26 protein-coding genes are annotated in these 25,671 nt (G+C 67.9%); 20 read left to right on the top strand and 6 right to left on the bottom strand.

Going from position 1 to position 25,671, the window contains the following annotated elements:
• Positions 1–72: 72 nt before the first annotated feature.
• Entirely contained in the window at positions 73–708 is a 636-nt protein-coding gene (locus tag ASC79_RS09795) for a response regulator transcription factor (RefSeq protein WP_056025289.1), read from the bottom strand.
• 184 nt (positions 709–892) lie between these two features.
• Here ASC79_RS09795 and ASC79_RS09790 point away from each other — a divergent pair, with 184 nt between their 5' ends.
• Positions 893–2,443 carry a histidine kinase gene (locus ASC79_RS09790; protein WP_082532054.1) on the top strand — a complete coding sequence of 517 codons (1,551 nt, stop codon included), beginning with the start codon at positions 893–895 and terminating at the stop codon, positions 2,441–2,443.
• A gap of 2 nt (positions 2,444–2,445) precedes the next feature.
• Here the strand turns inward: ASC79_RS09790 and ASC79_RS09785 are convergent, their stop codons facing one another.
• Complete coding sequence (locus ASC79_RS09785; protein WP_056025282.1) at positions 2,446–3,108, bottom strand: hemolysin III family protein; 663 nt, start codon at positions 3,106–3,108, stop codon at positions 2,446–2,448.
• A gap of 221 nt (positions 3,109–3,329) precedes the next feature.
• On the opposite strand from ASC79_RS09785, the gene ASC79_RS09780 reads away from it, so the two are divergent.
• From ASC79_RS09780 to ASC79_RS09755, 6 genes are all read left to right on the top strand, one after another.
• The gene (locus ASC79_RS09780; protein ID WP_056025279.1) at positions 3,330–3,512 is read left to right on the top strand and encodes a hypothetical protein; all 183 of its coding nucleotides are present in this window, start codon (positions 3,330–3,332) and stop codon (positions 3,510–3,512) included.
• A 114-nt stretch (positions 3,513–3,626) separates the two neighbouring features.
• Positions 3,627–5,492, top strand: a complete 1,866-nt coding sequence (locus ASC79_RS09775; RefSeq protein WP_156378463.1) for an ATP-binding protein — start codon at positions 3,627–3,629, stop codon at positions 5,490–5,492.
• Entirely contained in the window at positions 5,493–6,176 is a 684-nt protein-coding gene (locus ASC79_RS21695; protein ID WP_056025273.1) for a response regulator transcription factor, read from the top strand.
• Positions 6,177–6,412: 236 nt separating this feature from the next.
• Positions 6,413–7,786: a pilus assembly protein TadG-related protein gene (locus ASC79_RS09765; protein WP_082532053.1), complete on the top strand. Its 1,374-nt coding sequence runs from the start codon at positions 6,413–6,415 to the stop codon at positions 7,784–7,786.
• Positions 7,783–8,328 carry a TadE/TadG family type IV pilus assembly protein gene (locus ASC79_RS09760; protein WP_056025267.1) on the top strand — a complete coding sequence of 182 codons (546 nt, stop codon included), beginning with the start codon at positions 7,783–7,785 and terminating at the stop codon, positions 8,326–8,328. The genes ASC79_RS09765 and ASC79_RS09760 overlap by 4 nt, the downstream gene beginning before the upstream one ends.
• Before the next feature lies 1 nt (position 8,329).
• Entirely contained in the window at positions 8,330–8,719 is a 390-nt protein-coding gene (locus ASC79_RS09755) for a TadE/TadG family type IV pilus assembly protein (protein WP_056025264.1), read from the top strand.
• Positions 8,720–8,726: 7 nt separating this feature from the next.
• On the opposite strand, the gene ASC79_RS09750 is transcribed toward ASC79_RS09755, so the two are convergent.
• Positions 8,727–8,915, bottom strand: coding sequence for a hypothetical protein (locus tag ASC79_RS09750; protein ID WP_056025261.1), 189 nt, complete (start codon positions 8,913–8,915; stop codon positions 8,727–8,729).
• 92 nt (positions 8,916–9,007) lie between these two features.
• On the opposite strand from ASC79_RS09750, the gene ASC79_RS09745 reads away from it, so the two are divergent.
• From ASC79_RS09745 to ASC79_RS09690, 13 genes are all read left to right on the top strand, one after another.
• Complete coding sequence (locus ASC79_RS09745; protein ID WP_056025259.1) at positions 9,008–9,958, top strand: ABC transporter ATP-binding protein; 951 nt, start codon at positions 9,008–9,010, stop codon at positions 9,956–9,958.
• Complete coding sequence (locus ASC79_RS09740; RefSeq protein ID WP_056025256.1) at positions 9,955–10,941, top strand: ABC transporter permease; 987 nt, start codon at positions 9,955–9,957, stop codon at positions 10,939–10,941. Before ASC79_RS09745 ends, ASC79_RS09740 begins: the two co-directional genes overlap by 4 nt.
• Positions 10,942–11,335: 394 nt before the next feature.
• Entirely contained in the window at positions 11,336–11,512 is a 177-nt protein-coding gene (locus ASC79_RS20770; RefSeq protein WP_082532052.1) for a Flp family type IVb pilin, read from the top strand.
• A gap of 128 nt (positions 11,513–11,640) precedes the next feature.
• Positions 11,641–12,489, top strand: coding sequence for a Flp pilus assembly protein CpaB (gene cpaB, locus ASC79_RS09735; protein ID WP_056025253.1), 849 nt, complete (start codon positions 11,641–11,643; stop codon positions 12,487–12,489).
• Between the two features lie 53 nt (positions 12,490–12,542).
• Complete coding sequence (locus ASC79_RS09730; protein ID WP_056025250.1) at positions 12,543–13,985, top strand: type II and III secretion system protein family protein; 1,443 nt, start codon at positions 12,543–12,545, stop codon at positions 13,983–13,985.
• A gap of 10 nt (positions 13,986–13,995) precedes the next feature.
• Positions 13,996–14,283: a hypothetical protein gene (locus ASC79_RS09725; RefSeq protein ID WP_056025247.1), complete on the top strand. Its 288-nt coding sequence runs from the start codon at positions 13,996–13,998 to the stop codon at positions 14,281–14,283.
• A 44-nt stretch (positions 14,284–14,327) separates the two neighbouring features.
• Positions 14,328–15,536 (top strand): AAA family ATPase, encoded by a 1,209-nt coding sequence (locus ASC79_RS09720; RefSeq protein WP_162244275.1) that lies wholly within the window; start codon positions 14,328–14,330, stop codon positions 15,534–15,536.
• Between the two features lie 5 nt (positions 15,537–15,541).
• Positions 15,542–16,885, top strand: coding sequence for a CpaF family protein (locus tag ASC79_RS09715; protein WP_082532051.1), 1,344 nt, complete (start codon positions 15,542–15,544; stop codon positions 16,883–16,885).
• A 3-nt stretch (positions 16,886–16,888) separates the two neighbouring features.
• Positions 16,889–17,869 (top strand): type II secretion system F family protein, encoded by a 981-nt coding sequence (locus ASC79_RS09710; protein WP_056025240.1) that lies wholly within the window; start codon positions 16,889–16,891, stop codon positions 17,867–17,869.
• 8 nt (positions 17,870–17,877) lie between these two features.
• Positions 17,878–18,822, top strand: coding sequence for a type II secretion system F family protein (locus tag ASC79_RS09705; protein ID WP_162244274.1), 945 nt, complete (start codon positions 17,878–17,880; stop codon positions 18,820–18,822).
• Positions 18,823–18,839: 17 nt separating this feature from the next.
• On the top strand, positions 18,840–19,667 hold the full coding sequence (locus ASC79_RS09700) for a LytR C-terminal domain-containing protein (RefSeq protein WP_156378461.1): 828 nt from the start codon (positions 18,840–18,842) through the stop codon (positions 19,665–19,667).
• A 1-nt stretch (position 19,668) separates the two neighbouring features.
• Positions 19,669–20,547 (top strand): tetratricopeptide repeat protein, encoded by an 879-nt coding sequence (locus ASC79_RS09695; RefSeq protein ID WP_056025232.1) that lies wholly within the window; start codon positions 19,669–19,671, stop codon positions 20,545–20,547.
• Positions 20,534–21,049: a prepilin peptidase gene (locus ASC79_RS09690; protein WP_056025229.1), complete on the top strand. Its 516-nt coding sequence runs from the start codon at positions 20,534–20,536 to the stop codon at positions 21,047–21,049. The genes ASC79_RS09695 and ASC79_RS09690 overlap by 14 nt, the downstream gene beginning before the upstream one ends.
• 58 nt (positions 21,050–21,107) lie before the next feature.
• Here the strand turns inward: ASC79_RS09690 and ASC79_RS09685 are convergent, their stop codons facing one another.
• The 3 genes from ASC79_RS09685 to ASC79_RS09675 all read right to left on the bottom strand — a co-directional run bounded on the left by ASC79_RS09685 (position 21,108) and on the right by ASC79_RS09675 (position 25,636).
• Positions 21,108–21,494 carry a DUF3597 domain-containing protein gene (locus ASC79_RS09685; protein ID WP_056025226.1) on the bottom strand — a complete coding sequence of 129 codons (387 nt, stop codon included), beginning with the start codon at positions 21,492–21,494 and terminating at the stop codon, positions 21,108–21,110.
• 61 nt (positions 21,495–21,555) lie between these two features.
• A complete protein-coding gene (locus tag ASC79_RS09680; protein WP_056025223.1) occupies positions 21,556–24,276 on the bottom strand; it encodes a TonB-dependent receptor in 2,721 nt (906 codons plus the stop codon).
• A gap of 163 nt (positions 24,277–24,439) precedes the next feature.
• Positions 24,440–25,636 carry a Xaa-Pro peptidase family protein gene (locus ASC79_RS09675; protein ID WP_056025220.1) on the bottom strand — a complete coding sequence of 399 codons (1,197 nt, stop codon included), beginning with the start codon at positions 25,634–25,636 and terminating at the stop codon, positions 24,440–24,442.
• Positions 25,637–25,671: the final 35 nt, after the last annotated feature.

The raw sequence follows: 25,671 nt of genomic DNA, 5'->3' as shown, positions 1-25,671 counted from the left end.
AGGAAGCGTCCCAGCGCCCGCCCGCCGCCGCCATCGGGTCAAACCCGATGTCAGGCTCCGCCGGTATGGGACCTAAGGCTGGATCAGGTTGTGTTTGATCCCGAAGCGGACGAACTCGGCCGCAGTCCGCACGCCGGCCTTGCGCATCGCTGCGGCGCGGTGGCTCTCCACCGTCTTGACGCTGATCAGCAACTGGCGGGCGATCTGCTTGTTGGAGTTGCCCTCGGCGATGAGCTGGGCGACCTCCAGTTCGCGCATGGTGAAGCTCTCCAGCCGGGAGCGTTTGCGCTCGCTGACTGCCGCCTCAAGCAGCAATTCGGAGACCGAAGAGGAGAAATACGGGCGATTTGCCCCCAGTGCGGAGATCGCCGCCTCAAGGTGCTGTTCGCTCTCGCTCTTCAGGAGGTAGCCGCGAGCCCCCGCGGCCAAGCCGCCGCTGACGGTCTCGTCATCGTCATGCATGGTGAAAAGCAGGACGTTGGTCTGTGGCGAGTCCTGCCGCAGACGCCGTGTAACGGCCAGGCCGTTCATCAGTGGCAACGACACGTCGACAACCGCGACATCGGGCTGGTGGGCGACCGCAAGCTCCACGGCGTGCTGCCCATCTGATGCTTCTCCGCACACCTCCCACCCGGGGTGGCTCTCAACAATATCCCTTATGCCGCGCCGGACGATCTCGTGATCGTCAGCGATCAGAATCCTCAGCATTGAACACCCCAGGTGATAGTGCCTAGGGAATACACCCATTGGATTAGTTAGTGCATCCGTAAGATCACCCATATACGACTGCTCCTGGGCATGTATTTTAGCGAGTGTTTTTTTGTCGGGGGAATGGGCGCCGCAGTTTGGGACTTCCTGAAGCCTATGGGCCAAGGGAAGCGGGAGACGGACGATGGCGTTACCCCAGAACGACGCGGCTGCGGCCGCGTTACAGCGCCCGCGGGCGCGTGACAAAATAAGAGCGGGCGTTGCGCTGGCCGAGCTCCGAAACGGCCAGGCGCAACTGATTTCCGCAAATCCAGACTTTCGTCAAAGCGCCGGCATGGCGGGCGCCTCAGCTCGGGGGCGGCGGCTTAGCGAGGTGTTCGGGGACGCCGACGGCCGCCGGCTGCAATCCTTGATCGAAGACTGCGTGCAGGCCGGCCGCGCGGGTCGGATCGAGCATGTCCGGCGCACGGCCGACTGTCCGGAGGGACGCCGCGTCTGGGCCCACCCGGTGGAGTGGGCCGAGGACGGGGTCGAGCAGGTGATCCTGACGATCGCCCCGCCGGGCCGCTCGCACCAGTTGACCACGCACAGCGAGACCCTGTTCGATCACCTGGGGCCGATCAGCACGGGGATGCTCTACGTGTACGACGTCGGCCAGCGGCGGACGCGGTACATTCATCCGGAGTTGGCTGAGAGCCTGGGCCTGTCGCCGGCCGGAGCTGGTCTGGGCGACGTGCAGCACCGGCTGCATCCAAGCGACTTGCCGGTGTTGGAGCGGCATCTGAGCGAAATGGCGATGCTGGGGAACCAGCAGGTCACCGAGGCGCAGTTCCGGATGCGCGGCAAGGACGGGAACTGGATCACTGTCCGGTCGCGGGCGCGGGTGTTTTCGCGCACGCCGGACGGCGGCGTGCGGCGGGTCATCGGCGTGGCGTCGGACGTCACGGCGGCCGAGGTGCAGGCGATCGAACTGGCGAAGGCCAGGGAGGACATCATTCGCGCCGAGCAGGATGAGCGCCGCCGGATCGGGCGTGAACTGCACGACTCCACGGCCCAGCACCTGGTGGCCATCGGCCTGTCGCTGAAGGCCCTGGAGAGGCGGGTCGTGTTCGACGAGAGCCACCAGGATATCCTGCGCGACATCCGCAACTCGATCGCCGCGGCGCACGCGGAGATCCGCAGCTTCTCGTTCATGCTGCATCCGCCCAAGGAGGAGCAGCGCGACTTGATCGACAAGCTGCGCGGGTTCGCAGACGGGTTCGGTCGCCGCGCCTCGCTGCGGATCTCGGTCGACATGGTGGGCGAGCCCAAGCAGACCTCGCCGGCCATGGAGACGGCGCTGTTCCGGATCTTCCAGGAAGCGCTGATGAACGTTCATCGGCACACGACAGCCCACAAGGTGCATGCGGTGCTGGACTATGCGGGCGCGCAGATCTCGCTGATGGTCGAGGACGATGGCGGCAAGCCCAAGAGCGGCCGACTGCCGAGCGCCGACGACGACACCGGGGTCGGCATCAGCGGCATGCGCGGCCGGCTGATCGAACTGGGCGGCCGCCTGGACCTGGAGCCAGGCAAGGGCGGCCTTCGGGTGAGGGCGCAGCTTCCGCTGCAGCGCCAGCCCGGGAAGGTCGCCGATCAGCTGTCGACCTATCTGGGCAGGCTGGTGGCGCCGGAGGAACGCTCGTTCGCGCCGCGACGTCGGCTGGTCGACCGGAGCCCGCCGCCACTGGCTTGATGCTAGCGGGCGGTGAGCACGACGCCCAGCAGCACCGCGGCCCAATGAACGCCGGCCCCGGCCACGACGTGGCCGTGCCAGATCGCGCGGGCGTAGCGGAGCTGCTTGTTGAGGTAGAAGGCGACGCCGCTGGAATAGAGCAGGCCCCCGATCGCCAGCAGCAGGATGGTCAGGCTGGTGGCGTTGGCGATCAGCGGCTTGAAGGCCACGAGCACGATCCAGCCGAGCAGCAGGTAGGCCGCGACCCACACGCGCCGACCTATGCCGGGCAGCAGCACCTTGCCCAGCGCCCCGAAGGCGGCGACCGACCACACGGCCGCCGTCATGCCCCAGGACCACGCGCCGGTGAGGGTCTGGGTGGTGAAGGGCGTGTACGAGCCGGCGATCATCAGGAAGATGCCGGCATGGTCGAGCCGTCGCAGGGTCGGGCGATACCGCGGCTTGGCGAAGTTGTAGGCCGTCGAGAAGCCGAGCATGGCCAGCAGGCCGGCGGCGTAGATGCCGACCGCCAGCGCCATGCTGAGCGAGTGGGCTTTCACCGCCAGGGTCAGGAGCACGATCCCGCCGATGAGAGCGAGGGTCAGGCCGACGACGTGCACGACAAGGTCGGCGCACTTTGCGCTGGGCGTCGGGTAGTGGCGCGGCGGAATGGCGGGTGAGCTCATGGGCGCTCCTGGTGCGGGAGTTGGCCGAAGATAGCAGGTTCGTGGAGCCTGGCAGCAGGAACTGCATCGGAACGGGCGGCGCGTTCGTCAGGCGCCCATTCGCGCGGCAGGCCGAGAACTATTCACCATCTGAAGAATTCTAGTCTCGGCGGGCGGCCTCGAACGCCGCCATGCTGACCAATGGAGTGGAAGCGCCTCGGTCCAACAGACGAGGTTCCGACATGATCTGGCAATCGATGGAGAACGCGCCGCAGGACGGTCGCGAGATACTGGCCCTGGTGGAGGGCGCAACGCCCATGGTGGTCTACTGGTCCGAGTGGCTGGAAGGGCACTGGCAACCCTTGGGGCATCCCTGGCGCGAAACCAGCCCGACCCGCTGGGCCCCCTTGCCGCCGCCGCCCTGAGCGGACGAGCGCAGGCGTCAAGCTTCACAAGAAGCTTAGCGGATCTGCATTTATGTGCTTACGATCATTGAAGTAATCGATGCTTACCGCCGGTAACAGCGCAAGGATGTGTCCATGTCGCGCGTGCACCTGGATGTGGAGCGTCCTGCAGGCGTGCGCCTCATAGGGGCTGCATACCTCGCAGCCTTTCTGCTTGTCTTGATCGTGGCGGCCGGGGTCGATCTGGCCCTGATCGGCGAGTATCGGCTGGAACGGTTCAGCGCCGTGCTGCTGGCTGCCGTGCTGGTTGTCGCCACGGCGCTGGGCCTGCTCTACGGCCTGGCCGTGGGCGGGCTGGCGCTGGCCGGCATGCATGTCGTGGCCCGCGCGCCGTTGCTGCCGCACGGCTGGCTGTCGGAGGACGGCCTGTTGTTCGGCCTGCTCTGCGCGGCGGTGGTGTCGGCGGGGCTCTACGCGGATTTCGCCCGCCGGCGCGAGAGCGCCGCGCGCGCGCTGTTGGCGGCCGGGGAGCGGTTGTCGGTCCACGTGTCCGACACGGCGCTTGGCCAATTCATGCGCAGCGGCGGCGCCGACGGGCTCAGCCGCTCGGAGATGCTTGAGAACGCCGGCCGCACCATGGCCTGCGTTCTGGTCGTCGGCGCCGGCCTGGCGCTGGCCCACGTCGTCGGCGCCGGGCTGGGGCCTAGCGCGCCGACGGTCATCATGATCGGTTCGGTGCTGGCGGCGGGCGGCGCCTTGGGGGCGAGCCTGGGGCTGTCGGGCGGAATACTGGCGGTGCTGGCGCTGCTGGCGTTTCCGGCGACGGATCAGTTCGTGGCCGCGCCGCAGGTGGTCGCCTTCGATCTGCTGATGTTCGCCGCCTTCGGCTGGGCGGTCGGCAGGCTGGCCGACCGGCTGCAACAGGAACGGCGGGCCATTCAGGGCCTGACCGCGGCGAGCCGGGAGCTGGCCGCGGGCGCCGACGAGGCCGCCGTCCGGCAGATCCTGCTCGAGAGCCTGGTGAAGGTGACCGGCGGCGGCGCTGTCGAATTGGTCGACGAGGCCGGGGAGGGACGGCTGGCCTCGGTTGCGGAGGGGCGGGGCAAGCCCTCGCCAGGGACAGGCGGGCCTTGGCGCGAGCGCGAACTCGCCTCGGACGGCCGGGTCGTCGGTACGGTCCGCTGGCTGCCGGGGCGGCGCGCTGAACGCAGAGGCGAAGGCGACGATGTGGCCGCCTCTGTGATCGACCTTGGCGCTTCGGCCATCGTGCGGGCGCGGCTGGGGGTCGAGAAGGCGGAGATGGAGTTCCGGGCGCGGACCGAGCATCTGCGGACCATTCTGCTGGACGCCGTTTCGCATCACTTCCGCTCGCCGCTGGCGGGGATTCTGGGATCGGCCACGAGCATCCTGAGCCTGCCGGAGCAACACGACCGCGAGGCTCGGCGCGAGCTGCTGCTGATCATCAAGGAGCAGGCCAACCGGCTGAACCGCTATGTCGAGAACTTCCTCAGCGTGGCGCGGCTGGAGTCTGGGGCGATCGACGTCAACCTGACCGAGGTCGCGCTGGAGCCGCTGATCTACGACGTCTGGGAGACGTTCGGCGAGGCGGGCGGCGCGCGGCGCTTCCTGCATGCGCAGGTGGGCGAGGCGGCGGTGATCGCCGACCGCAGCCTGCTGGCCCAGGTGTTCGGCAACATTCTGGAAAACGCGATCAAGTTCAGCGCCGAAGGCTCGATGGTCGGCATCCGCTGTCGCCGCGAAGGCGAGGAGCTGGTGATCGAATTCACCGATCAGGGGAGCGGCGTGGCGCCGGCCAACGAAGACCGCATCTTCGACAGGTTCTTCCGGAGCCAGTCGACCCAGGCGCCCGGCTTGGGGCTTGGCCTCTACATCACGCGAAGCCTGGTCGAGATGCTGAACGGATCGGTCGGGGCGACCAATCGAACGGACGGCGAGAGCGGGCTGGTGGTCTTTGTCCGCCTGCCGGCGGCGGGGGGCTGAATGAGCGCGTCGAGCATTCTGATCGTCGAGGACGAGGAGCAGCTGCAGCGGATGCTGCGCTCGGCCCTGACCCAAGCGGGCTATCTGGTCGTCACGGCCAAGTCGGGGCTGGAGGCGCTGGAGCAGCTGGTGCGCAACGAGTTCGGCGTGGTGCTGCTGGACCTCGGACTGCCCGACATGGACGGCAAGGAGGTGATCGCCCAGGCGCGCGTGATCTCCCGGGCGCCGATTCTGGTGGTGTCGGCCCGAGGCTCGGAGCGCGAGAAGATCGCGGCCCTCGACCTGGGCGCAAACGACTACGTGGCCAAGCCCTTCGACATGGGCGAGCTGCTGGCGCGGATCCGCGTGGCGCTGCGCGCGCCGCAGGCTGGAGCGCCGGCGCCCAGGCCGGCGGCCAAGGGGCTGCATGTCGACGTCGCCGTGCGGCGCGCGACCGTGGACGGCGCCTCGGTGCGGCTCTCGCGCAAGGAAACCGAGCTGCTGCAACTGCTGATCGAGGCGGGGGGCGAGGTCGTGTCCCACGAAGCGATCAACGAGGGCATCTGGGGGCGGGGGACCGAGGCCGACTTCATGAACGTGCGGGTGCTGGCCTGGCAGGTGCGGCGCAAGATCGAGCCGGACGTGACGGCTCCGAGATTTCTGATCGCCGAGGCCGGCCTGGGCTATCGCCTTAGCGTGGATTGACGGTTGGGGTTCGTAATTCAGGGTTGTGAGGCCTTGGGGCCGTGTCTAGCGAAGTAAATGTTCCGCGAGATTTGTGTGTTAAGGAATGTGTTAAGAAAAAATCGTTCGCTCTATGTTTGATATCGCCTGCCAAATTCGCGTAACAAGAGTCGCGCTATTGAAAAGGCGATGAACTTGGATCTCTAATGAAGTCGGGCGCAAGATAGGTGCGCCTGTCAGCTGGTGGACTGTCTGTCATGGGCGGGGTCTGCAAGAGATCTGAACGGTCGCGGCCCGGACTTCTGCGGCGAATGTTCGCCTTCGGGCGTGACGGCCGCGGGAGCGTCAGCCCGATGCTGACCCTCATGCTCATTCCCATCATCGGCATGCTGGGCATGGCCACCGAGGCCTCGAGCTGGTTCTTCGCCCAGCGTTCGATGCAGGCGGCGGCGGACGCCGCGGCCATGGCGGCGGCGACCAACGGCTGCGCCTCTACGATCCCAGGCTGCGTGAGCGCCCTGACGCCCTATTACGATGTCGAGGCCAAGTCGGTGGCGACCAAGTTCGGCTTCACGGACGGGGCTGCCGCCACCACGGTCTTTGCGACCAACACGGCGACCTGTCCGGCGCCGGCGACCAGCAGCGATTGCTACCGCGTGACGATCACCCGGCTGATGCCGCTGAACCTGACGCGGATCGTCGGTTTCGACGGCGACGTGGACTTGAACGGTGGACGTGCGCAGAGGGTGCAGGCGACCGCGATCGCCGCGCCCAGGGTCAAGGACACCTATTGCCTGCTGGCGCTGGCGTCGGGCGGGGCGAACGTCGAGGGCATCCGCTGCAACGGCTGCAGCAGCGCGGACCTGTCGGGCTGCCGCGTCGGCACCAACGGCAGGGCGCGTTGCAACGGGGGCAATCTCAACGCCGACGGCTCGGATGCGGGCGGCAACCAGAGCAATTGCGCGGCCGGTGGCACAGGCACGACCGGCGTCCCGTACATCGCCGATCCCTATTCGGGTCTGGCGGCCAACATCCCTGCGAACGACTGCAGCAGCTATTCGCCGGAGACTTGGAACAGCAATCGCACGCTCGGATCGGTAGTGAAGCGGTGCGGGCCTCTCAACATCACCGACAATGTGACGCTCACCACCCCGCCTGGCGGCACGGTCTTGGTGGTCAGGAGAGGGGCGGTGACGATCTCGGGCGGGAAGACGCTTAAGACCGCTGCTGGCTCGGCGCTGACCGTTGTCTTCGCCGGCCCCTCGGCGGGCGGGGTCAATCACATCCTGGCCGGGGGCGGCACGGCGGACATCGCCGCGCCGACCTATGGGACGTGGTCGGGTGTAGCCGTCTATCAGGACCCGGCCCTGACGTCCGGCATCGACTGGTCGGCGGCGGGCAACAGCCCGACCTGGAACATCACGGGCCTGATCTATCTGCCGAAGGCCGAGGTCCAGGTCAGCGGCATCGTCAACAAGGCCAGCAACGGCCACAACTGCTTTGCCCTGGTGGTCGATACGTTCCGGTCCAACGGCACGACGACATTCCTGGAGAAGCAGACCGAGTGCCCGCAGGCGGGCTTGAAGCCCCCGACCGGCGCCAACGCCACGCGCACGGTGCTGGTCCAATGAGCGCGCGCTTCATCCGCGAGACCAAGGGCGCGGCGGCGGTCGAGTTCGTGCTGTGGCTGGCGGTGCTGGTGCTGCCGTTGCTCAACGCCGTGGACCTGGGGATCTACGTCTTCCAGAAGATGCAGCTGCAGATGGCGGCGCAGGCGGCGAGCCACGCGGTCTGGAAATCCTGCGACAGGTCCGCCAAGCTGCCGGCGGTGACGAATTGCTCGGGTCTGGCGACGACGATCCTGACGGCCGCGCAATCGACGACGCTGGGAACAGCCGTAACGGTCGTCTCCGGCAGTCCGACCGAGGGCTATTACTGCGTCAACAGCGCAGGCGCGCTCGTGGCGGTGGGGACGACGGGAACGCTCGGTTCGGCGCCGACCAAGCCAAGCCCGTTCACCTGCGCGACCCAGGTTTCGGGCAGCACGACAGCGCCGGGCGACTACGTGCAGGTCACGGTGTCGTATCCCTACGAGCCGGTGTTCGGGAACGTCTCGATGGCCAGCCTGCTGACGACGCCGATCACCAAGACCACCTGGATGCGGATGAACTGAAATGCCGACCTTGCGCAGGCTGATCAGGCGGTTCTGGCGCGAGGAGCGAGGCGCGGCGGCCGCGGAGTTCGTGCTGATCCTGGCGCCGATGATCATCCTGACCATCGGCGCGATCAATCTGAGCCTGATGATCTATACGGTCTCGACCCTGAACTACGCCGCCGAGGATGCGGCCCGCTGCGCAAGCGTGAAGACCACGATCTGCACCAACCAGACGACGACCGATGCCTATGCGAAGAGCCGCTACAAAGGTCCGGTCGCCCCGACGTTCACGAGGACTAGCGCGGCCTGCGGCAACAGGGTGGTCGGCACCGCCAACTATACGTTCTCGACGGGGTTCACCTCGACAATCATCCCGCTCTCGGCCACCGCCTGCTATCCGGCGGCCTGAGGCCTCGTCAGGCCAGGTTGAGGCCGAGCTGGGCGGTGATGGTCGGCAGAAGCAGCAGGTATTGCACCAGGGCGATCGCGTAGAGCCCGCCCAGCACCGGCCGTCCCTCGCGGAAATTGATCACCACGCCGGCCAGCAGCGGCCCGCTGATCGGGCCGACGATGAAGTAGGGCGCCAGTCTTTTGAAGCGGGACATGTCGCCCCTCCAGGCACACGGTGACCCGACAAAGATGAGCGCAATCAACGTCGTTAGCAAAAGATTAATCGCAGCAAGGGAAGGCTCGCTCCATGCATGCTGCGCCCGATGCCCTGCGCGTGGAGTCGCTCGCCAAGCGCTTTGCTGGCGGGGGAGGCGTCGTCGACGTTTCCATGCAACTCGCGGCCGGAAGCATCACCGGCTTCATCGGTGTGAACGGCGCGGGCAAGAGCACGACGCTTCGCTGCATTCTCGGCCTGCTGACGCCCGACGCCGGACGTATCGAGCTGTTCGGCCGGGCGGCCGACCATACGGCGCGGCGGCGGGTCGGCTTTCTGCCTGAGGAGCGCGGGCTGTTTCCGCGCGAGCGGGCGCGCGACGTCATCGCCTTTCATGCGCGGCTCAAGGGGGTGGCGAAGGCGGACGCCTACCGCGCCGCCGACCGCCTGCTGGAGCGGATCGGCCTGGCCGAGCGGCGGCGCGCGCGGGTCGGCGAGCTGTCGAAGGGCAACGCCCAGCGCGTGCAACTGCTGTGCGCGCTGGCGCACCAGCCCGACCTGTTGATCCTGGACGAGCCGTTCTCGGGCCTCGACCCGATCGCGCAGAGCGAGGTCCATTCGCTGTTCTTCGAATTCCGCGCCGGCGGCGGCGCGATCCTGTTCTCGACCCATTCGATGGCGTCGGCCGAAAGCCTCTGCGACCGGATCGTGATCCTGGCGCGGGGGCGGACCGTGTTCGAGGGGCGGACCGACGAGGCCGCAGCGTCCTCGCCGCATGGCGCGGTGGTGGTTACGCCGGACGACCTGGGCCTGGCGCGGGCGGCGGCGGCGGTCGGAGGGACCCTGGCGCCGATGGCCGCGCGCATGGGCGAGGCGGCGCGCTGGCGCGTGACCTTGCCTCAGGACGTCACCCATCCGGCCCTGATGCGGGCCCTGGCCGATCACGCCGTGCCGATCTTCGCGTTCGAACCGATCAAGGCCGACTTGGAAGGCGCCTTCTGGGGCCTGGCCTCCGAGGCGGCGCCCGAGCGGCGGGTGGCATGACCTCTCCGTCGTGGCTCATCGCGACGCGCGAGTTTCGCGCCTACGCCACGACGGGCAGCTTCTGGCTGGCCCTGGCGATCGGGCCGCTGTTGACCGGCGGCGGAATGCTGTTGGCCCGAACGCCGCCGGCGCCGCAGGCGGAGTTGGTGCTGACCGGCGAGGTCGACGGCGGCTTCGAGGCCCGCTTCAGCGCGGACTTTCCGCTGTCCGAAGCGGGAAGGGCGCGGGTCGTCGAGGTGTTGCGCAGCGAGGGCGGCCTGGTCCGCGCCGCGCCTGTGCAGGTGAAGGCCGCCGACCCGGAGGGCGCCTCGCGGTTCCTGGTGGTCATGCTGCTCTGGGTGACGCTGATCGGCTCGCTGGGAATGTTGCTGCAGGCGGTGGTCCGCGAGCGCGCCAACAGGGCGCTGGAGATCCTGCTGTCGGCCGCGCGGCCGTTCGACATCGTGCTGGGCAAGGTCCTGGGCGTCGGCGCCGTCTCGGTGCTGGTGGTGGCGACTTGGCTCGCCGCGCCGGCGGCGGTGGCGACCTTCGCGCCATCTGCGGCCGGCTCCCTGGCTGGAGTCCTCCAGGCTTTCACAGAGCCGCTGATGCTGGCGCGAGCGGGCGTGATCTATCTGCTGACCTTCGGCTTCTACGGCTTCCTCACGGTCATGGTCGGCGCCTTGGCCCGCGACAGCGCCGACGCCCAGAACCTGGCGCGGCCGATGTTTGCTGTGCTGTTGGTGTCGCTGTTCGTCGCCATGACCGCCGCATCCGGCGGCGCGACATTCGGCTGGCTGATCTACGTGCCGCTGTTCACGCCGTTCCTGCTGCTGGCGTCGCCCCCGGCCGGGGCTGTCGAGGTCTTTGTGACCCTCGAATTGCTGGCGGCGACGGGGCTGGCCGCCTGGGGCGCAGGCCAGATCGTGCGTCGATCGGTGTCGCCGATGACTTTTCGCCTGCGTCGTTCAAGTCGTCAGCGGCCCGCCGCCAGCGATTACTGAATTTACGTACATACCTCTGGGTTGCGCTGCGAACGATTACCGACAGCACCGATAAGTTGAGGTGTTCGCTTGGCGCGAAGTGCGGGGGCGAGCCCAATACCCCTTGTGAGCGAAAAGCGTGCTGGCGGCTGGTCAGGTCATGATCCAGGTCTGAGAACTTTAACATTCAATAACATTAGAAGTCTGACCTTGAGTTGTGCGCCGAGCGCACGAATTCAATAATGAATTCTTCGAGTTGGCGACTGTTAACCATGTATTTAGGTTTACAGTTGGTTAAGCCTGTGGATTAAATTGCCTCAAGGTAGAAGCGATTGGGGGGTTCCCAGCACTTCAGCCCTAGATCCGCCGTTAGCCATGGTGGCGCGGCCTGTCGTCCATTTGGTGGGAGCTACACATGTCCAAGTTTGTTGCATTCCTCAAAGACGAGTCCGGCGCCTCGGCTGCCGAGTATGTTCTGATCCTGGCCATCATCGGCAGCGGCATCGCCGTCGCTGCCGGCGCGTTTGGGACCGCCATCTCCGACGCGCTGGGAGATGCCGGCACCGCGATCACTGGCGTCGTCTGGCCGTAACAGGGCCCCGTCGTTCGGCGCGCCGCCTCTCCGTGACAGGGCGGCGCGCCGGGCGGTTCGCACAATCGATCCGCGGCGCTCGCTGAGCCCGCCCCCCCGATAGAGCAGCTATCTACGGAAGGCCGTCGATGTCTTTGCGTACGCTTGCCTCATTCGCCCTGGCCATCTTCCTGGGCCTGATCGCCGTCCTGCTGGTGCGGGGCGTGCTCAACTCCCAGAAGACGGCGCCCGTCCAGGCCGCCGCCATGACCCCGGTCGTCGTCGCCATGACCCCCATCGAGCGGGGCGTGGAGTTGAAGCCGATCATGCTGAAGACGGTCAACTATCCCAGCGGGGCGGTGCCGGCCGGGTCGTTCCAGTCGGCGGACCTGTTGGTCGGCAAGAACCTGCCCGCCAGGACGGCGGTGCGGTCGCTGGCGGTGAACGAGCCGATCCTGGCTTCCAAGCTCAGCGGCGCCGACAACAAGACCAACCTTTCGGGCTCGCTGGCCCAAGGCATGCGTGCGGTGAGCATTCCTTCGAGCGATGTCGTCGCCGTCGGCGGGTTCGCCCTGCCGGGCGACCATGTCGACATCCTGCTGACCCGCAAGGTCGGCAAGGGGGACAACGAGACCACTGTCACCCAGGTTCTGGCCGAGAACAGCCGGGTGCTGGGCGTCGACCAGATGAGCGACCAGGAGGCCGACAAGCCGCTGGTCTCCAAGGCGGTCACCGTCGAGGTGACGCCCGACCAGGCGCAGGCGATCTCGCTCGGCCAGTCGGTCGGGGAGGTGTCTCTGATGCTGCGATCTTCGGCCGACGTCGGCGCGCTGAGCCGCAAGCTGACCACGGTCTCGGACCTGGCCGGGCCGGGCGCTCGCAAGGCCGCGCCGGTGCGGCGGGCTCCGCGCGTCGCCTCGCCGATGAATTCGGGCCTGACCGAGGTCAAGGTCACGCGCGGGGTCGAGACCTCGGGCTACTCGGTTCGGGCCTTCTAGAGACGGGACTTTCGGAAATCCCGGCCGCGCGGCGGCCCCAGGGGGGAACGAAAATGAACACCAAAGCAAAGCTCCTGAGCGCAGCGCTCATGGCCGCCAGCATGGTCTTGGCCATCGCTCCACCGGCGTCAGCGCAGGCCCCGGCGGCAGGCGCCTATGACAGCATGGTCGAGATCGAGGTGCCCGCCGGCAAGTCGCAGGTGATCGAGCTGCCAGCGCCCTACAGCGACGTGATGGTGGCCAATCCCGAGATCGCCGACGTGCTGCCGCTCAGCACCCGCTCGATCTACGTCGTCGGCAAGAAGCCCGGCGCCACGGGCCTGACCATCTACGGTCCCGGCAAGCGACTGATCTCTGCGGCCAATGTCGTGGTCTCGGCGGACATAGACAGCCTCAAGCGCCGGCTGCATGACCTGCTGCCGAACGAGCGCGATGTGGCGGTGCGGCCGGCCAACCAGTCGGTGGTGGTGTCGGGGACGGTCAGCAGCCCGGCGGCGCTGCAGCAGGTCCTGGCGCTGGCGGAATCCTACGCCCCAACCAAGGTGGTCAACATGCTGGGCGTCGAAGGCACGCAGCAGATCATGCTGTCGGTGCGCTTCGTGGAGATGAACCGCACGACCGCCAAGGGCCTGAAGCTCAACGTCAATCGCAGCGACTGGGACCCGACCAGCGGCGCCAGCCGGTCGGGCGACGACCCCTTCCTGGCGGTGTTCACCGGCGACACGATCGTGAAGAACGGCGGCCAGCTGATCGACAGCTTCGGCGCCGTGGCCGCGCTCTACAACGGCAATCTCGAGATCCTGCTGGACGCGCTGGAGACCAAGGGCCTGACCAAGACCCTGGCCGAGCCGAACCTGGTGGCGATGTCTGGCGATACGGCCAGCTTCCTGGCCGGCGGCGAGTTCCCGATCCCGGTCGCCCAGACGACGGGCACAGGCGACGTCGCGCCGACGATCACCGTGGAATTCAAGCAGTTCGGGGTGGCGCTGGCCTTCACGCCGACCCTGCTGAAGGACGGGCTGATCAACCTGGTGGTCAATCCCGAGGTGTCGAGCATCGACCCGACGGTCTCGGTCGACCTGGGCCTGATCAAGATCCCCGGGATCAAGGTCCGCCGCGCCAAGACTACGGTCGAGCTGAGGGACGGGGAGTCCTTCATGGTCGCCGGGCTGCTGAAGGAAGACTACCAGAACCAGATCCGCCAGTTCCCCTTCGTCGGCGACATGCCAGTGCTGGGCGCGCTGTTCCGCTCGAGCGGCTACCAGCGCGAGGAGACCGAGCTGGTCATCGTCGTGACCCCGCATCTGGTGACCCCGCGCCGGGGCAAGATCGTTGGGCCCGGCGACGCCTACGTCCCGCCGTCGGACTTCGAGCTCTTCCTGTTCGGCGCCCAGCAGGCCTCGGGGCCGCGGGTGCGTCCGGAAGACCGCGCCCTGATGTCGGCCGATCCGACCCGCGGCGGCGTCGAAGGCCCCCACGGCCATGTCCTCTACTAGGAAAGCCAAGATGAGCGTCTTGAAGACAGTCGTCCTCGTCGCCCTGGCCTCCAGCCTCTCAGGCTGCGTCTACAGCCAGAAGCACCTCAGCTCCGACTTCGGCTACGCCGTGAGGCAGGCCGCCGTGGCCCAGATCACCAACCCCGACGCCGTCTACTCGGCCGTGCCCCAGCCGCCGTCTGACGGCGCGCGCGCGGCCGGAGCCCAGGAGCGCTACCGAACCGGCAAGGTCATCCAGCCGACGGGTCTCGCCTCGAGCATCAGTTCGGCCGCCTCGGTGGGCGGAGAGACCAACTAACGCGGCCTGCGTCGCCGCGGAGGGATCTGACCCAGATGGTTGACATGCCAAAGATGCTCCAAGGTTTCATCGCAAACGGCGGCGGTCGCGACGGCGGCGCCAGGGGGCGGCGGATCGGCCTGGCCGAGAACGCCATCGGCGGCGCCGAGCGGTTCGCTTCGATCGCCGCCTTGTTCCCGCATGTCGTGTTCGAGCCGCTGGCCGGCAGTTGGCCAGAGCCGCCGGCCGGCCTGGACGTGCTGGTGGTGAGCCTGGAGGGCGCGGCCGCCGAAGCGGTGGAAGCCGCGGTCCGCCGGCTGTCGGCGACCAGCTCGGCCACCGCCATCGTGGTGGCGTTGCACGACGCCGACGTCACCACCACGCGCCGCCTGGTGCGGGCCGGCGCCGCGGACGTGCTGACCTATCCGATCAGCGAGCCGGCCTTGGCGCTGAGCCTGGAGCGGTTGCTGGCCGACCAGCGCAGCACCGCCGACCCGGGGCGGCCCAAGGGCGAGGTGATCGCGTTCCTCAAGGCCGGCGGCGGGGTGGGCGCGACGGCCCTTGGCGTGCAAGCCGCCGCCTGCATCGCCGCGCGCGGGACGGTTGAGGTCTGTCTCGCCGACCTGGACCTGCAGTTCGGCGCCGCGGCGCTCTATTTCGACCTTCCCGAGGCGATCACCCTGGCGGACTGCCTCAGCTCGGGCGCCAACCTGGCCGATACGCCTTTTGCGACGGCCTTGGCCAGGCATCGTTCGGGCGCGCGCGTCCTGGCCGCGCCGCGCGAGATCGTGGCGCTGGAGATGCTGTCGCCCGATCAGATCGAGGCGCTGCTGAACGGGCTGCGGCGGGACTTCCCCCTGGTCATCGTCGATCTGCCGTCGGTGTGGACGGCCTGGACCAACCAGGTGCTGCACCAGGCCGACCGCATCGTGCTGGTGACCCAGCTGACCGTGCCGCACGTGCAGCTGGTCAAGCGCCAGTTGCGGGTGCTGAGCGCGCAGGGACTGGAGGGCCGGCCGCTCACCCTGGTGTGCAACGGCATGAACAGCGATCAGGCCGGTCTGGTGTCGTTGAAGGCCGCCGAACGGGCCATCGGGCGCGAGTTCGACGTGGTCATCCCCGAGGACCGCAAGACGATGACCGCGGCCATCAACGAGGGCATCGAGCTCTCGGCGGTGCGCAAGGGCACGAAGCTCGAGAAGGGCGTCGCCGAGCTGGCCGGCAAGCTGGCCGCCCTGGCGCCGCAGGCCGCCGCCGGCTGGCTGCGAGGCTGACGAACATGCTCTGGAAACCCGCCGCATCGTCCAGCGACACCGTCCCGCCCATCGGCCCCGCGCAGCCGACGCCGATCGAGGGCGCGACGGCGCTGAAGGTCCGTATCCACCAGCGCCTGATCGAACTGCTGAACCTCAGCCTGCTGGACAAGACGCCGCGCGAAAGCCTGCGGCTGGAGATCCGCGGCGCGGTCAGCGCCCTGCTGGCCGACGAGAAGCGGATCCTGAACCTCAGCCAGACCGACCAGCTGATCGAGGACGTGCTGGACGAACTGCTGGGCCTGGGGCCGCTGGAGCCGCTGCTGAAGGACGAGAGCGTCAGCGACATCCTGATCAACACCCATAGTGTCGTCTATGTGGAGCGGTTCGGGCGGCTGGAGCGGACCGACGTCCAGTTCCAGGACACGCGCCATCTGGTCCGAATCATCAACAAGATCGTCGCCGCCGTTGGGCGCAGGGTCGATGAATCCCAGCCGATGGTCGATGCGCGGCTGGCCGACGGCAGCCGGGTCAATGCGATCATCCCGCCCCTGGCGGTCGATGGTCCGCTGGTCTCGATCCGGAAGTTCGCCAAGAGCCCGATCCACATGGCCCGGCTGATGGAGCTGGGCAGCATCTCGAACGAGATGTCCCATCTGCTGAAGGCCATCGTCCAGTCGCACCGCAACGTACTGATCTCGGGCGGCACCGGGTCGGGGAAGACGACGCTGCTCAATGCGCTGTCGGCCTTCATCGCCGACGACGAGCGGATCGTGACCATCGAGGACTCCGCCGAACTGCAGCTGCAGCAGCCGCACGTCGGCCGCCTGGAGACGCGGCCGGCCAACATCGAGGGCAAGGGCGAGATCGCCCAGCGCGACCTGGTGCGCAACGCCCTGCGGATGCGTCCTGACCGGATCATCGTCGGCGAAGTGCGGGCCGGCGAGGCCTTCGACATGCTGCAGGCGATGAACACCGGTCACGACGGGTCGATGACCACGGTTCACGCCAACAGCCCGCGCGACGCGCTTTCACGGGTCGAGCAGATGATCGGCATGGCGGGGCTCGAGATTTCGCCGCGCTCGATCCGCCAGCAGATCGCCTCGGCCATCAATGTCGTGATCCAGGCCGAGCGCATGGACGACGGCCGCCGCCGGGTGGTGTCGATCAGCGAGGTGGTCGGCATGGAGGAGGACGTGATCTCGCTTCAGGAGATCTTCCGCTTCCGCCGCCAGGGCCGCGGCTCCAGCGGCGGGATCGCCGGCGAGTTCGAGACGACGGGCGTGCGGCCGCGGTTCATCGACGTGCTGACGGCGCGTGGGATCGAGCTGCCGCACATCGATTTCTCGGCGGGCAGGAGGTCGGTCTAGGTCATGGCGAACCCGATCATCTACGTCCTGGCCTTCGTGGCCGTCGTCGTCCTGGTGCAACTGATCGCGCGGCTGGTGTTCGCGAGCGGGGACCGGACGCGGCGCGTGAACCGCAGACTGACGATGCTGGATTCCGGCATGAGTCGGGAGGACATCTTCAGCGCTCTGGTTCGCCGCCCGCCAGGTGGGGGCCGCGGCCGGTTCTATTCGATCTATGACCAGGGCGAGATGTACATGCGGCAGGCCGGGCTGCTGATGTCGCCCGCGCGTCTGGCGGCGATGACCGCCGGCGTGGCGGGCGCGCTGTGGTTGGCCGGCCTCAGCGTCGCGACCTCAGGCGCGGGGCCGGGCGTCCTGGCCAGCGGGATGATGTCGCTGATCGGGGCCAGCGTGCTCGCGGTGGTCGGCGTGGGCCTGTGGGTCCGCCACCTGCGCAACCGGCGGATCAAGAAGATCGAGGAGCAGCTGCCGCTGGCGCTGGACGTGGTCAACCGCGCGGTGCGCGCGGGCCATCCGGTGATCTCGGCGGTGCAGCTGGCGGCCGATGAAATGGGCGATCCGGTCGGGTCCGAGTTCGGCCTGATCGTCGACGAGACCACCTATGGCGTCGAGTTCAAGGAGGCGCTGGCCAACTTCGCGCGCCGGACCGGATCGGCCGACGGGCACTTCTTCGCCGTGGCGGTCAGCATCCAGTCCGAGACGGGCGGCAATCTGGCCGAGATCCTTGAAGGTCTAGCCTCGGTCATGCGCGGCCGCCAGTCGCTGGGCAAGCGGGTGAAGTCGCTGGCGAGCGAGGGGCGGGCTTCGGCGGTGCTGCTGAGCGTGCTGCCGGTGCTGCTGATCTGCGGGCAGATGGTGTTCCGGCCGACCGTGTATTCCGAGAAGTTCTCCGACCCGATCTTCTGGCCCGTCGTGATGGCGACGGCGGTCGTCTACTTCGGCGGCTGGCTGATGGTGCATCGCATCATCAACTTCAAATATTGAGGCCGATGATGATCCAGTGGTTCGATCTGGCCATCCAAGTCTTCACCTTCCTGGCCGTGGCCGCGATGGTCCACCTGACACAGCGCGCCGTCGCCGCCCAGTTGGCCGTGCGGCGGCGGCTCGGCCGTCAGGACGTCTCGGTCGCGCAGGCTGAGGGATCGGTGCTGAGGGCCGACAAGGTCAGCAACCCGTTCCTGCTGTGGGTGCAGTCGGCGACCGCCGGCGGCCAGGCCAAGGAAACCCAGAAGCTCCGCAAGGACCTGTCTCTGGCCGGCTTCGACCAGCCGTCTGCGCCGATCTGGTACGTGATCGTCCGGTTCTCGCTGGCGATCGGCCTGCCGATGCTGCTGATCGGCGGGCTGGGCCTGGCCGGTCGGCCGCTGACCGGGCTGGCGGCGTTCATGTTCCCCCTGGTCCTGTGCGGCACGGGTCTGATCGCGCCGAAGGCGATCCTCGACAACCGCATCAACGCGCGGCGCGAGCAGCTGGAACACGAGTTTCCCGACGCCCTGGACCTGATGGTGGTCTGCGTAGAGGCGGGCCTGGGTCTGGAGGCGGCCTTCATTCGGGTCGCCCTGGAAGTGAAGGAGTCGCACCCGCGCATCGCCGAGGAGTTCGGCCGCCTGTCTGACGAGCTGAGCGCCGGGCGCGGGCGCGCCGAGGCGCTGCGGGCGCTGGCCGAACGGGTGAACGTCGACAGCATCCGGTCGTTCGTGGCGCTGCTGATCCAGACGGACCTGCTGGGGGTCAGCATCGCCCAGAGCCTGCGGACCTACTCCGGTGAGATGCGCGAGAGCCGGTTCATGAAGGCCGAAGAGAAGGCGATGCGCATCCCGGTGCTGATGACCATGCCGATCGTGGCCTGCTTCATGCCGGTGATCATCGTGGCCCTGCTGCTGCCGCCGGCGATCGACGTGATCCGTACGCTGGTGCCCGCCCTGACCGGGCAATGACGGACATGGAGGTCTCGATGCACAGCCTGGTCGCTCGCAATCTCTTCCTCCTGGCGCTGACGCCCGCGCTCGCAGGGTGCGCGCTCTTTCCTAGGGCGGCCGAGTGGGTGGATTTCAAGTCCGTCCAGAAGGCCAGCGAGACGCCTCCGTTCAGCCGCGAGGATGGCTACTACGCCAGCGCCACCACGGCGATCACGCGCCGGGACTATGCCGGCGCGCTGGAGCTGCTGCAGAGCGCCCGCGCCCACAAGCCGGACGACGTGCGGGTGCTGAACGCCTTCGCCGTCGTCTACGACAAGCTGGGCCGTTTCGATCTCAGCGCCCGTTACTACGAACAGGCCGAGCGGCTCGACCCCGGATCGCCGGTCCTGGCCCGGAACATGGTCTATTCGGCCAGCTTGCAGAGCCGGCTGGCCGCACCGGCCCCCGTGCTCGCCCAGGCGCCTGAACGCTCAGCTCCCGCGTTGGCGGCCCGGCCGGCCGTGGTGCGGCTGGCGCTGGCCCAGCCGGTCATGGTCGCCAAGGCGGCGCCCGGACAGGTGGGGCGTCCGCTGGAACTGGCCGATCTCTCGGGACGCGCAGGCGGGGCCGAAGCCGCCCGCTCTGCGCTGCGGCGGCTGGGATGGTCGGTCGGTCAGGTCTCGGCCGGCGACCGTCAGGCGCGAACGACGATCACCTACGGCGAGCGCAACGCGCTGGTCGCCCAGGCCCTGCAGCGGACGCTGCCCGGCCAGGCCAGTCTGATCAAATGTAACGACGACTGCCAAGGCATTCGACTGGCTATCGGCGCCGACGCCGCCGGCTGGTCGTGGCCGAGCCGTGACCTGACCCTGAGAGGAGATTGAGATGCGCACGCTGACAATCACCGCCTTTGCGCTCGCGCTTGTCGCAACGCCTGCGGCCGCCGGCATATTCGGCGGCGGCGAGAAGCCCGCCGCTGCGATCAGCGATGTCGCGGTCGTCGAGATCCAGCGGGCGCTGGACGAGCAGCGGCTGCTCGATGCGGGGCGGATGCTCGACCGGGCCCAGGTCGCCGGCGTCCAGGATCCACGGCTGCTGGTGCTGGGCGGCGATCTCAACCTGCGCCGCGGCCGGCTGAACGCGGCGCTGGCGAGCTACCGCGCCGCCGAAGCCGACCCAGGCGTGCGGACCAAGGCGCTGCAGGGGCAGGGGATCACGCTCTCGTTGCAGGGGAGGTCGGACGAGGCGTTCGCGGTCCTGCAGCGGGCGGTCGAGGCTGACCCTGGCGCCTGGCGGGCCTGGAACGCGCTGGGCCGCGAGTACGACAATCGCACCCAATGGAGCCAGGCCGAGGCCGCCTATGGCCAGGCGATGGCGGCGTCGGGCGGCGATGCCTTGGTGCTGAACAATCGAGGCTATTCGCGCCTGCTGCAGCACCGGCGTGACGAGGCGGTGGCCGACTTCGTCGCAGCCCTGGCCAAGCGGCCGTCGTTCACCGAGGCGCGGACCAACCTGCGCCTGGCGCTGGCGATGCGCGGCGACTACGACCGGGCTCTGGCCGGCGGCGCTCCTGACGATCAGGCGGCGCTGCTGAACAATGCCGGCTTCGCGGCGGGAATGCGCGGCGACTTCGTCAAGGCCGAGCTGCTGCTGGGGCAGGCGCTGGAACTGAAGAGCGAGTACTACGCGCGGGCGTCGGAGAACCTGAAGGTGGTGCGCGCCCTCGCGGCGCAGAACGTTGCGGATCCCAATGTGGTCCGTTGAAAACGTCCACAACGTCCTGGCCGCGCTGCTCTCGGGCATTCTCATCTGCGTCGCCGCAAGCGACGTGATCAACCGGCGGATCCCCAACGCGGCGGTCGTCGCGCTGGTCGGGCTGTTTGCGCTGTGGGCGCTGGCCGATCGAGGGGCGAGCCTGTCGACAGGCGTGGCCGCGGCGTCAGTCGGCTTCGTCGTCGGCTATGTCTTGTACATGTTCCGGATCATGGGCGCCGGTGACGTGAAGCTGTTCGCAGCGGTCGCCTTGTTCACCGGGCTCAGCTACCTGCATCTTTTCGCCCTGGCGACCGTGCTGGCCGGCGGGGTCATCGCGGTGTTCACCTTGGCCGCACGGCCCCGGCGCGCGCTGGCGCTGCTCACGCTGAAGGGCAAAGGCGATTTCGGGCGCGGCATTCCCTATGGCGTGGCCATCGCGGTCGGCGGGCTGATCGCCGTCTGGGGCGCGCTGACCGGCGCCTTGCCGGCGGACATTCTCAGCCGGGCCTAGGGCTCATGAAAAAGCGCGCCGACCGGGAGGCCGACGCGCTTCTCATGGAGACCGGAGCCTAGTCGCGCAGGCTGGCCGGGACGACGCCGCCGTTCTTGGCCAGCGCATCCCAGACCGCCTTCTGCAAGGCGATGTTCTGCTCGGCGCTGCCGTGCGGGCCGGCGTTGACGCCCAACTCGGCCGCGAGCTCCTTGCGCGCGTCGAGACTGGAGTCGAGTTCGAGCAGCTTCAGCAGATCGACGATCGACGTGCGCCAGTTGCCGCCGCCGCCCTTCAGTTCGGCGATCTGAACCAGCACCGCCTCGACGTTCACCGGCTCAGGCGGCGGAGGAGGCGGCGCGGCCGCAGCCGCCGGCGCTGCTGCCGCCGGAGCGGGAGCAGGCGCGGGGGCCTCGGGCCTCTTGCGGTGAAATACCTTGTCCATGATCGAGCTGAAGATGCCCATGACGCCGGTCTCCCTTTTGGATGGCATCGATATAAAGCTCGACTATGACGACAGTTCCCGGTCAGAAACCTTTGGTGATCGAGATCCCGTAGAGGCGGGGATCGAGCAGGAAGACGCTACGCGTCGCCCCCAGATTCTCGTCGTTGATGTCGAAGCCGACGATGGTGTCTTCATCGAGCATGTTCTTCACGAAGAGCTGCACGGAGAGGTCGATGTCGGGATTGGCGACGATCAGGCTGGCGTTGATGTTTTCCCACGCCTCGATGTTGTCGAAGAAAGCGTTGTTGTAGCGCATGTAGCTCTCGGACTGGCGGTAGTAGTCGCCGCGCAGGGTGGCGTTCCAGCCGTTGGGGAGTTCCCAGCGATACTGCGCGCCGAGCGAGACCGTCCATTCCGGCGCGTTGGGAAGGTCGTTGCCAGACAGGTCCTGGATCACGCCTTCACCCGCGCCGTTGCCGAACAGCGAGACGCCGGGGCCGTAGTTGTAGACCCCGTTGGTCAGGGCGTTGGCGGTCGCCGCCGGCACGCCCGCCGCCAGCAGTCGGCCACGGATGGTCGACGTCCCCGAGCCGGTCCCGCCGCAGGCGAAGTTGGCCAGCAGGGTCGAGCCGCCCGGAACCTGCAGCAGATTGGCCACGCCCTGTGCGTTCAGGATGCAGCCGCCGTTGGTCGAGTTGGCGTAGATGTAGGCCGAGTTGTCCTGGGTGCGGTTGAAGGTGTCGACCACCAGGCCCTGTTCGATCTCGGTGTTCAGGTAGCCGATGTTGGCGTTGAACCGCAGATTGTCGATCGGTTCCCAGATCGACTCGAGCTCGAGCCCCCAGATCTTGGCGTCGATGTTCTCGTTGTAGACCGAGCGGTTCACGCTGCGGCCGATCTGATAGCCCTGATAGTCGTAGTAGAAGCCGGTCAGGTTCAGCAGCAGCCGCCCATCGGCCAGGGTGTTCTTTGTCCCGATCTCGTAGGCGTTGACGAACTCGGGGTCGTAGGTGGGGTTGAGGCCCAGGGCGACGACGCCCGGCGGGTTGAAGCCGCCGCCTTTGTAGCCCTTCGAGTAGGACGCATAGATCAGCGTTTGGTCGGTGAACGAGAGGTCGGGCGACCAGTCGACGTTCAGGCGGCCGGTGGTTTCCTGGAATTCGACGCTCTGAGGCGTGGTGAAGGTGGGGCCGCGCCCAGGGGTGAACAGGGTCGAGCCGCTGCCGCGCGTCCACTTCTCGTCGTCGGTGTAGCGCAGACCGAGCGTGAACTTGAGGTCTTCGGTCGCCTGCCAGTAGACCTCGCCGAAGGCGGCCTTGGACTTCAGTTCATATTCGCTGAGGCTGATGAAGTAGTTGTGGCCCGTGAAGTCGGGTTCGCGCAGCGGGTCGACATAGGCCAGCGGCTGCACGACGCGGACCGCCGCGGTGGCGGCGTTGGTGGCGACATAGGTGATGCTGGTCGCCTTGTAGTCGAGATAGATGCCGCCGACGTTGAAGTTGATCGGCCCGTCGAAATTGGACTGCAGGCGCAGTTCCTGGGTCCACTGCTCGTTGTGGCTGGTGCCGCCCGACTCGCTCATCAGCCGGTCGGTGACGCCGAACTGCGGGTCGTTGAGCACGCCGGTCGGCGTGAAGGGCGTGATCCCGAACGGCACCGAGGAGAAGCCGCCGGTGGAGTCGCCGCGGGTGTAGTTCTCGTTCTCGTTATAGGTCGTCAGCGAGGTGGCGGTGAGTTCAGGAGTGACGTCCCACTCCAGGTTAAATTGGTAGAGGTCGGTCCGCGGCCGGTAGGTCGGGCGGCCATAGACTTCGATTTCACGCAGGTCGCGCGAGATGGTCTTGCCGGCGAAGGCGTCGGTGGTCTGCAGGCCGATCTGCCGGGCGATGATGCCGGTGAAGGTCGAGAGCTGGTTGGTCGTGCCATAGACGTTGCCGGCGTAGACCGAGGCCGGCAGGCAGCCTTGGGTGAACGCCGCCTGGGCCGCGCCGGTGGGCACGCCCAGGACGCTGGTGAGGCCCAGGTCCTTCTGGCAGAGCTGTTTGCGCGCGCCGCGGCTGTCGTCCTCCGAGAAGCTGTCCCACAGCAGGAAGCCGCGGATGTTGTCGGTCGGGGTGAAGCCGAGGGTGACGCGGCCGGCCCAGATCTGACGGTCGTCGATGTCCTGGCCGTTCAGCGTGTTCTTCGTGTAGCCGTCGCGCTGCAGGGCGAAGCCGGCGGCGCGGAGCTGGAACATGTCGCCCAGGGGCAGATTGATGAAGCCCTGGTATTTCAGGCTGTTGAAGTTGCCGAACTCCGCCGAAATCGAAGCGCTGAAGCTGTCGGTCGGCTTGTTGGTGATGACGTTGACCACGCCGCCGGTGGCGTTGCGGCCATAGAGCGTGCCCTGCGGCCCGCGCAGAACCTCGACGCGCTCGACGTCGTAGAATTCGGCGTCGGCCAGGCGGTTGGAGGTGAGGGGCGCGTTGTTCTGGTGGACGCCGACCCCGTCGTCGCCGCCGGTCGAGACCAATTGGGCGCCGACGCCGCGGATCTGGAAGTTCGTGCGCAGGGCGCGGCGGGTGAAGGTGAGGTTCGGGACCGACTGAACCAGGTTGCCGGCGCCGTCGATGCCCTGGGCCTTGAGCGCCTGCTCGCTGAAGGCCGAAACGGCGATGGGCACGTCCTGGACGGACTCCTCCCGTTTCTGGGCGGTGACGATCAGCTCTTCGATGACGTTGCCGGTTCGCGGAGCCTGGGCCCAGACGGGCGTGGACCAGACAAGCGCGATCGCAGACGCAGAAGCCAGCAAGGCTTTGCTCATTCTTCCCTCCCTAGCCCCCAGTTTGATGGCGGGGGTCATCTTATCGACGGCCATCGTCGAGCGTGGCCGTTCAGACCTGCGAGCTAAGGCCCTAAATTCCGTAGCGTCAAACGACTTACGATTACATGGGTGCTCGGAGGGGTTGTGGTTCGAATGCTGACCTTCAGCCGAACGGCTTCTCTAGGCTGGGTTGCGGCTCGGTGAACCAGGCCGCGCCATCGGCGGTGACGTGGAAGTGGTCTTCCAGCCGCACGCCGAAGGAGTCGGGGATGACGATCATCGGCTCGTTGGAGAAGCACATGCCGGGCGCGAGGGGGGTCTTGTCGCCGCGCACCAGATAAGGCGCCTCGTGGATCGAGAGGCCGATGCCGTGGCCGGTGCGGTGGGGGAGGCCCGGCAGTTCGTAGTCGGGGCTGAGGCCGGCGGCCGCCAGCACGCGGCGGGCGACGGCGTCGATCTCCTCGCAGGGGACGCCGGGCTTCACGGCGGCGAAGGCGGCGGCCTGGGCCTGCTTCTCGAGGTCCCACACCCGGCGCTGCTCGGCCGAGGGCTGACCGAAGACGTAGGTGCGGGTGATGTCCGAGTGATAGCCCTGGACCTGGCAACCGGTGTCGATGAGGACGATCTGGCCTTCTTCCAGCGCCTGCTCGCCGGGCAGGCCGTGAGGATAGGCGCTGGCCTGGCCGAACTGCACCGCACAGAAGTACGAACCGTTGTCGGCGCCCAGCGCGCGGTGGGCCTGGTCGATGAAGCGGCGGACCTCGCCGGTGGTGACGCCGGGGCGCAGCATCCGCGCCGCCCGGCGGTGGACCTCCAGGGTCATGGCCTTGGCCTGGGACATCAGGGCCAGTTCGGCCGGCGACTTGATCATCCTGCAACCGTCGACGACCGGCGCGCCGTCCAGCAGCTTCAGGCTCGGAGCCGCCTTGGCGACGCCGTTGAACACGAAGAAGGGCAGGGCGGGATCGATGGCCAGGGATTGCGCGCCGTCGAGGCCGCGGACCGTCAGTTCATAGGGGCTCTCGTGCTCCTCCCACAGCAGCAGTTCGGCGTTGACGCCGAGCGCGGCCTCCAGGGAGCCGAGCTCGAAGCGCGGGCAGATCATCCGCAACTGGCCTTCCAGCGGCAGGATCATCGCCACCAGGCGCTCGGTGGCGCCCCACGCGACCCCGGTGAAGTAGCGCAGGCTGGGGCCGGCCCCGATGATCAGCGCCTCCGCGCCGATCTGCGCCATGAGTTCGCGGGCGCGGGCGATCCGGGCCAGCCGTTCCTGGCGCGTGATGGCGGGGGCCCGATTGGGCCAGGGCGCAAGCTCGGCCAGTTCTGCTTGCGCCGTCGAGCCGCCGATGCCGCTGGTCATGTTACGCTCCAGTACAGAAGGAAAGCCGCGTGCTG

This window comes from Phenylobacterium sp. Root1290 (genome assembly GCF_001425305.1).
Taxonomy (GTDB): domain Bacteria; phylum Pseudomonadota; class Alphaproteobacteria; order Caulobacterales; family Caulobacteraceae; genus Phenylobacterium.
This window is presented reverse-complemented; position numbering and strand designations above follow the sequence as displayed.

Bases quoted from the DNA above. Each gene is read 5' to 3' on its own strand.
- ASC79_RS09795 (WP_056025289.1), bottom strand. From the start codon at position 708: ATGCTGAGGATTCTGATCGCTGACGATCACGAGATCGTCCGGCGCGGC.
- ASC79_RS09790 (WP_082532054.1), top strand. From the start codon at position 893: ATGGCGTTACCCCAGAACGACGCGGCTGCGGCCGCGTTACAGCGCCCG.
- ASC79_RS09785 (WP_056025282.1), bottom strand. From the start codon at position 3,108: ATGAGCTCACCCGCCATTCCGCCGCGCCACTACCCGACGCCCAGCGCA.
- ASC79_RS09780 (WP_056025279.1), top strand. From the start codon at position 3,330: ATGATCTGGCAATCGATGGAGAACGCGCCGCAGGACGGTCGCGAGATA.
- ASC79_RS09775 (WP_156378463.1), top strand. From the start codon at position 3,627: ATGTCGCGCGTGCACCTGGATGTGGAGCGTCCTGCAGGCGTGCGCCTC.
- ASC79_RS21695 (WP_056025273.1), top strand. From the start codon at position 5,493: ATGAGCGCGTCGAGCATTCTGATCGTCGAGGACGAGGAGCAGCTGCAG.
- ASC79_RS09765 (WP_082532053.1), top strand. From the start codon at position 6,413: ATGGGCGGGGTCTGCAAGAGATCTGAACGGTCGCGGCCCGGACTTCTG.
- ASC79_RS09760 (WP_056025267.1), top strand. From the start codon at position 7,783: ATGAGCGCGCGCTTCATCCGCGAGACCAAGGGCGCGGCGGCGGTCGAG.
- ASC79_RS09755 (WP_056025264.1), top strand. From the start codon at position 8,330: ATGCCGACCTTGCGCAGGCTGATCAGGCGGTTCTGGCGCGAGGAGCGA.
- ASC79_RS09750 (WP_056025261.1), bottom strand. From the start codon at position 8,915: ATGTCCCGCTTCAAAAGACTGGCGCCCTACTTCATCGTCGGCCCGATC.
- ASC79_RS09745 (WP_056025259.1), top strand. From the start codon at position 9,008: ATGCATGCTGCGCCCGATGCCCTGCGCGTGGAGTCGCTCGCCAAGCGC.
- ASC79_RS09740 (WP_056025256.1), top strand. From the start codon at position 9,955: ATGACCTCTCCGTCGTGGCTCATCGCGACGCGCGAGTTTCGCGCCTAC.
- ASC79_RS20770 (WP_082532052.1), top strand. From the start codon at position 11,336: ATGTCCAAGTTTGTTGCATTCCTCAAAGACGAGTCCGGCGCCTCGGCT.
- cpaB (WP_056025253.1), top strand. From the start codon at position 11,641: ATGTCTTTGCGTACGCTTGCCTCATTCGCCCTGGCCATCTTCCTGGGC.
- ASC79_RS09730 (WP_056025250.1), top strand. From the start codon at position 12,543: ATGAACACCAAAGCAAAGCTCCTGAGCGCAGCGCTCATGGCCGCCAGC.
- ASC79_RS09725 (WP_056025247.1), top strand. From the start codon at position 13,996: ATGAGCGTCTTGAAGACAGTCGTCCTCGTCGCCCTGGCCTCCAGCCTC.
- ASC79_RS09720 (WP_162244275.1), top strand. From the start codon at position 14,328: ATGCCAAAGATGCTCCAAGGTTTCATCGCAAACGGCGGCGGTCGCGAC.
- ASC79_RS09715 (WP_082532051.1), top strand. From the start codon at position 15,542: ATGCTCTGGAAACCCGCCGCATCGTCCAGCGACACCGTCCCGCCCATC.
- ASC79_RS09710 (WP_056025240.1), top strand. From the start codon at position 16,889: ATGGCGAACCCGATCATCTACGTCCTGGCCTTCGTGGCCGTCGTCGTC.
- ASC79_RS09705 (WP_162244274.1), top strand. From the start codon at position 17,878: ATGATCCAGTGGTTCGATCTGGCCATCCAAGTCTTCACCTTCCTGGCC.
- ASC79_RS09700 (WP_156378461.1), top strand. From the start codon at position 18,840: ATGCACAGCCTGGTCGCTCGCAATCTCTTCCTCCTGGCGCTGACGCCC.
- ASC79_RS09695 (WP_056025232.1), top strand. From the start codon at position 19,669: ATGCGCACGCTGACAATCACCGCCTTTGCGCTCGCGCTTGTCGCAACG.
- ASC79_RS09690 (WP_056025229.1), top strand. From the start codon at position 20,534: ATGTGGTCCGTTGAAAACGTCCACAACGTCCTGGCCGCGCTGCTCTCG.
- ASC79_RS09685 (WP_056025226.1), bottom strand. From the start codon at position 21,494: ATGGGCATCTTCAGCTCGATCATGGACAAGGTATTTCACCGCAAGAGG.
- ASC79_RS09680 (WP_056025223.1), bottom strand. From the start codon at position 24,276: ATGAGCAAAGCCTTGCTGGCTTCTGCGTCTGCGATCGCGCTTGTCTGG.
- ASC79_RS09675 (WP_056025220.1), bottom strand. From the start codon at position 25,636: ATGACCAGCGGCATCGGCGGCTCGACGGCGCAAGCAGAACTGGCCGAG.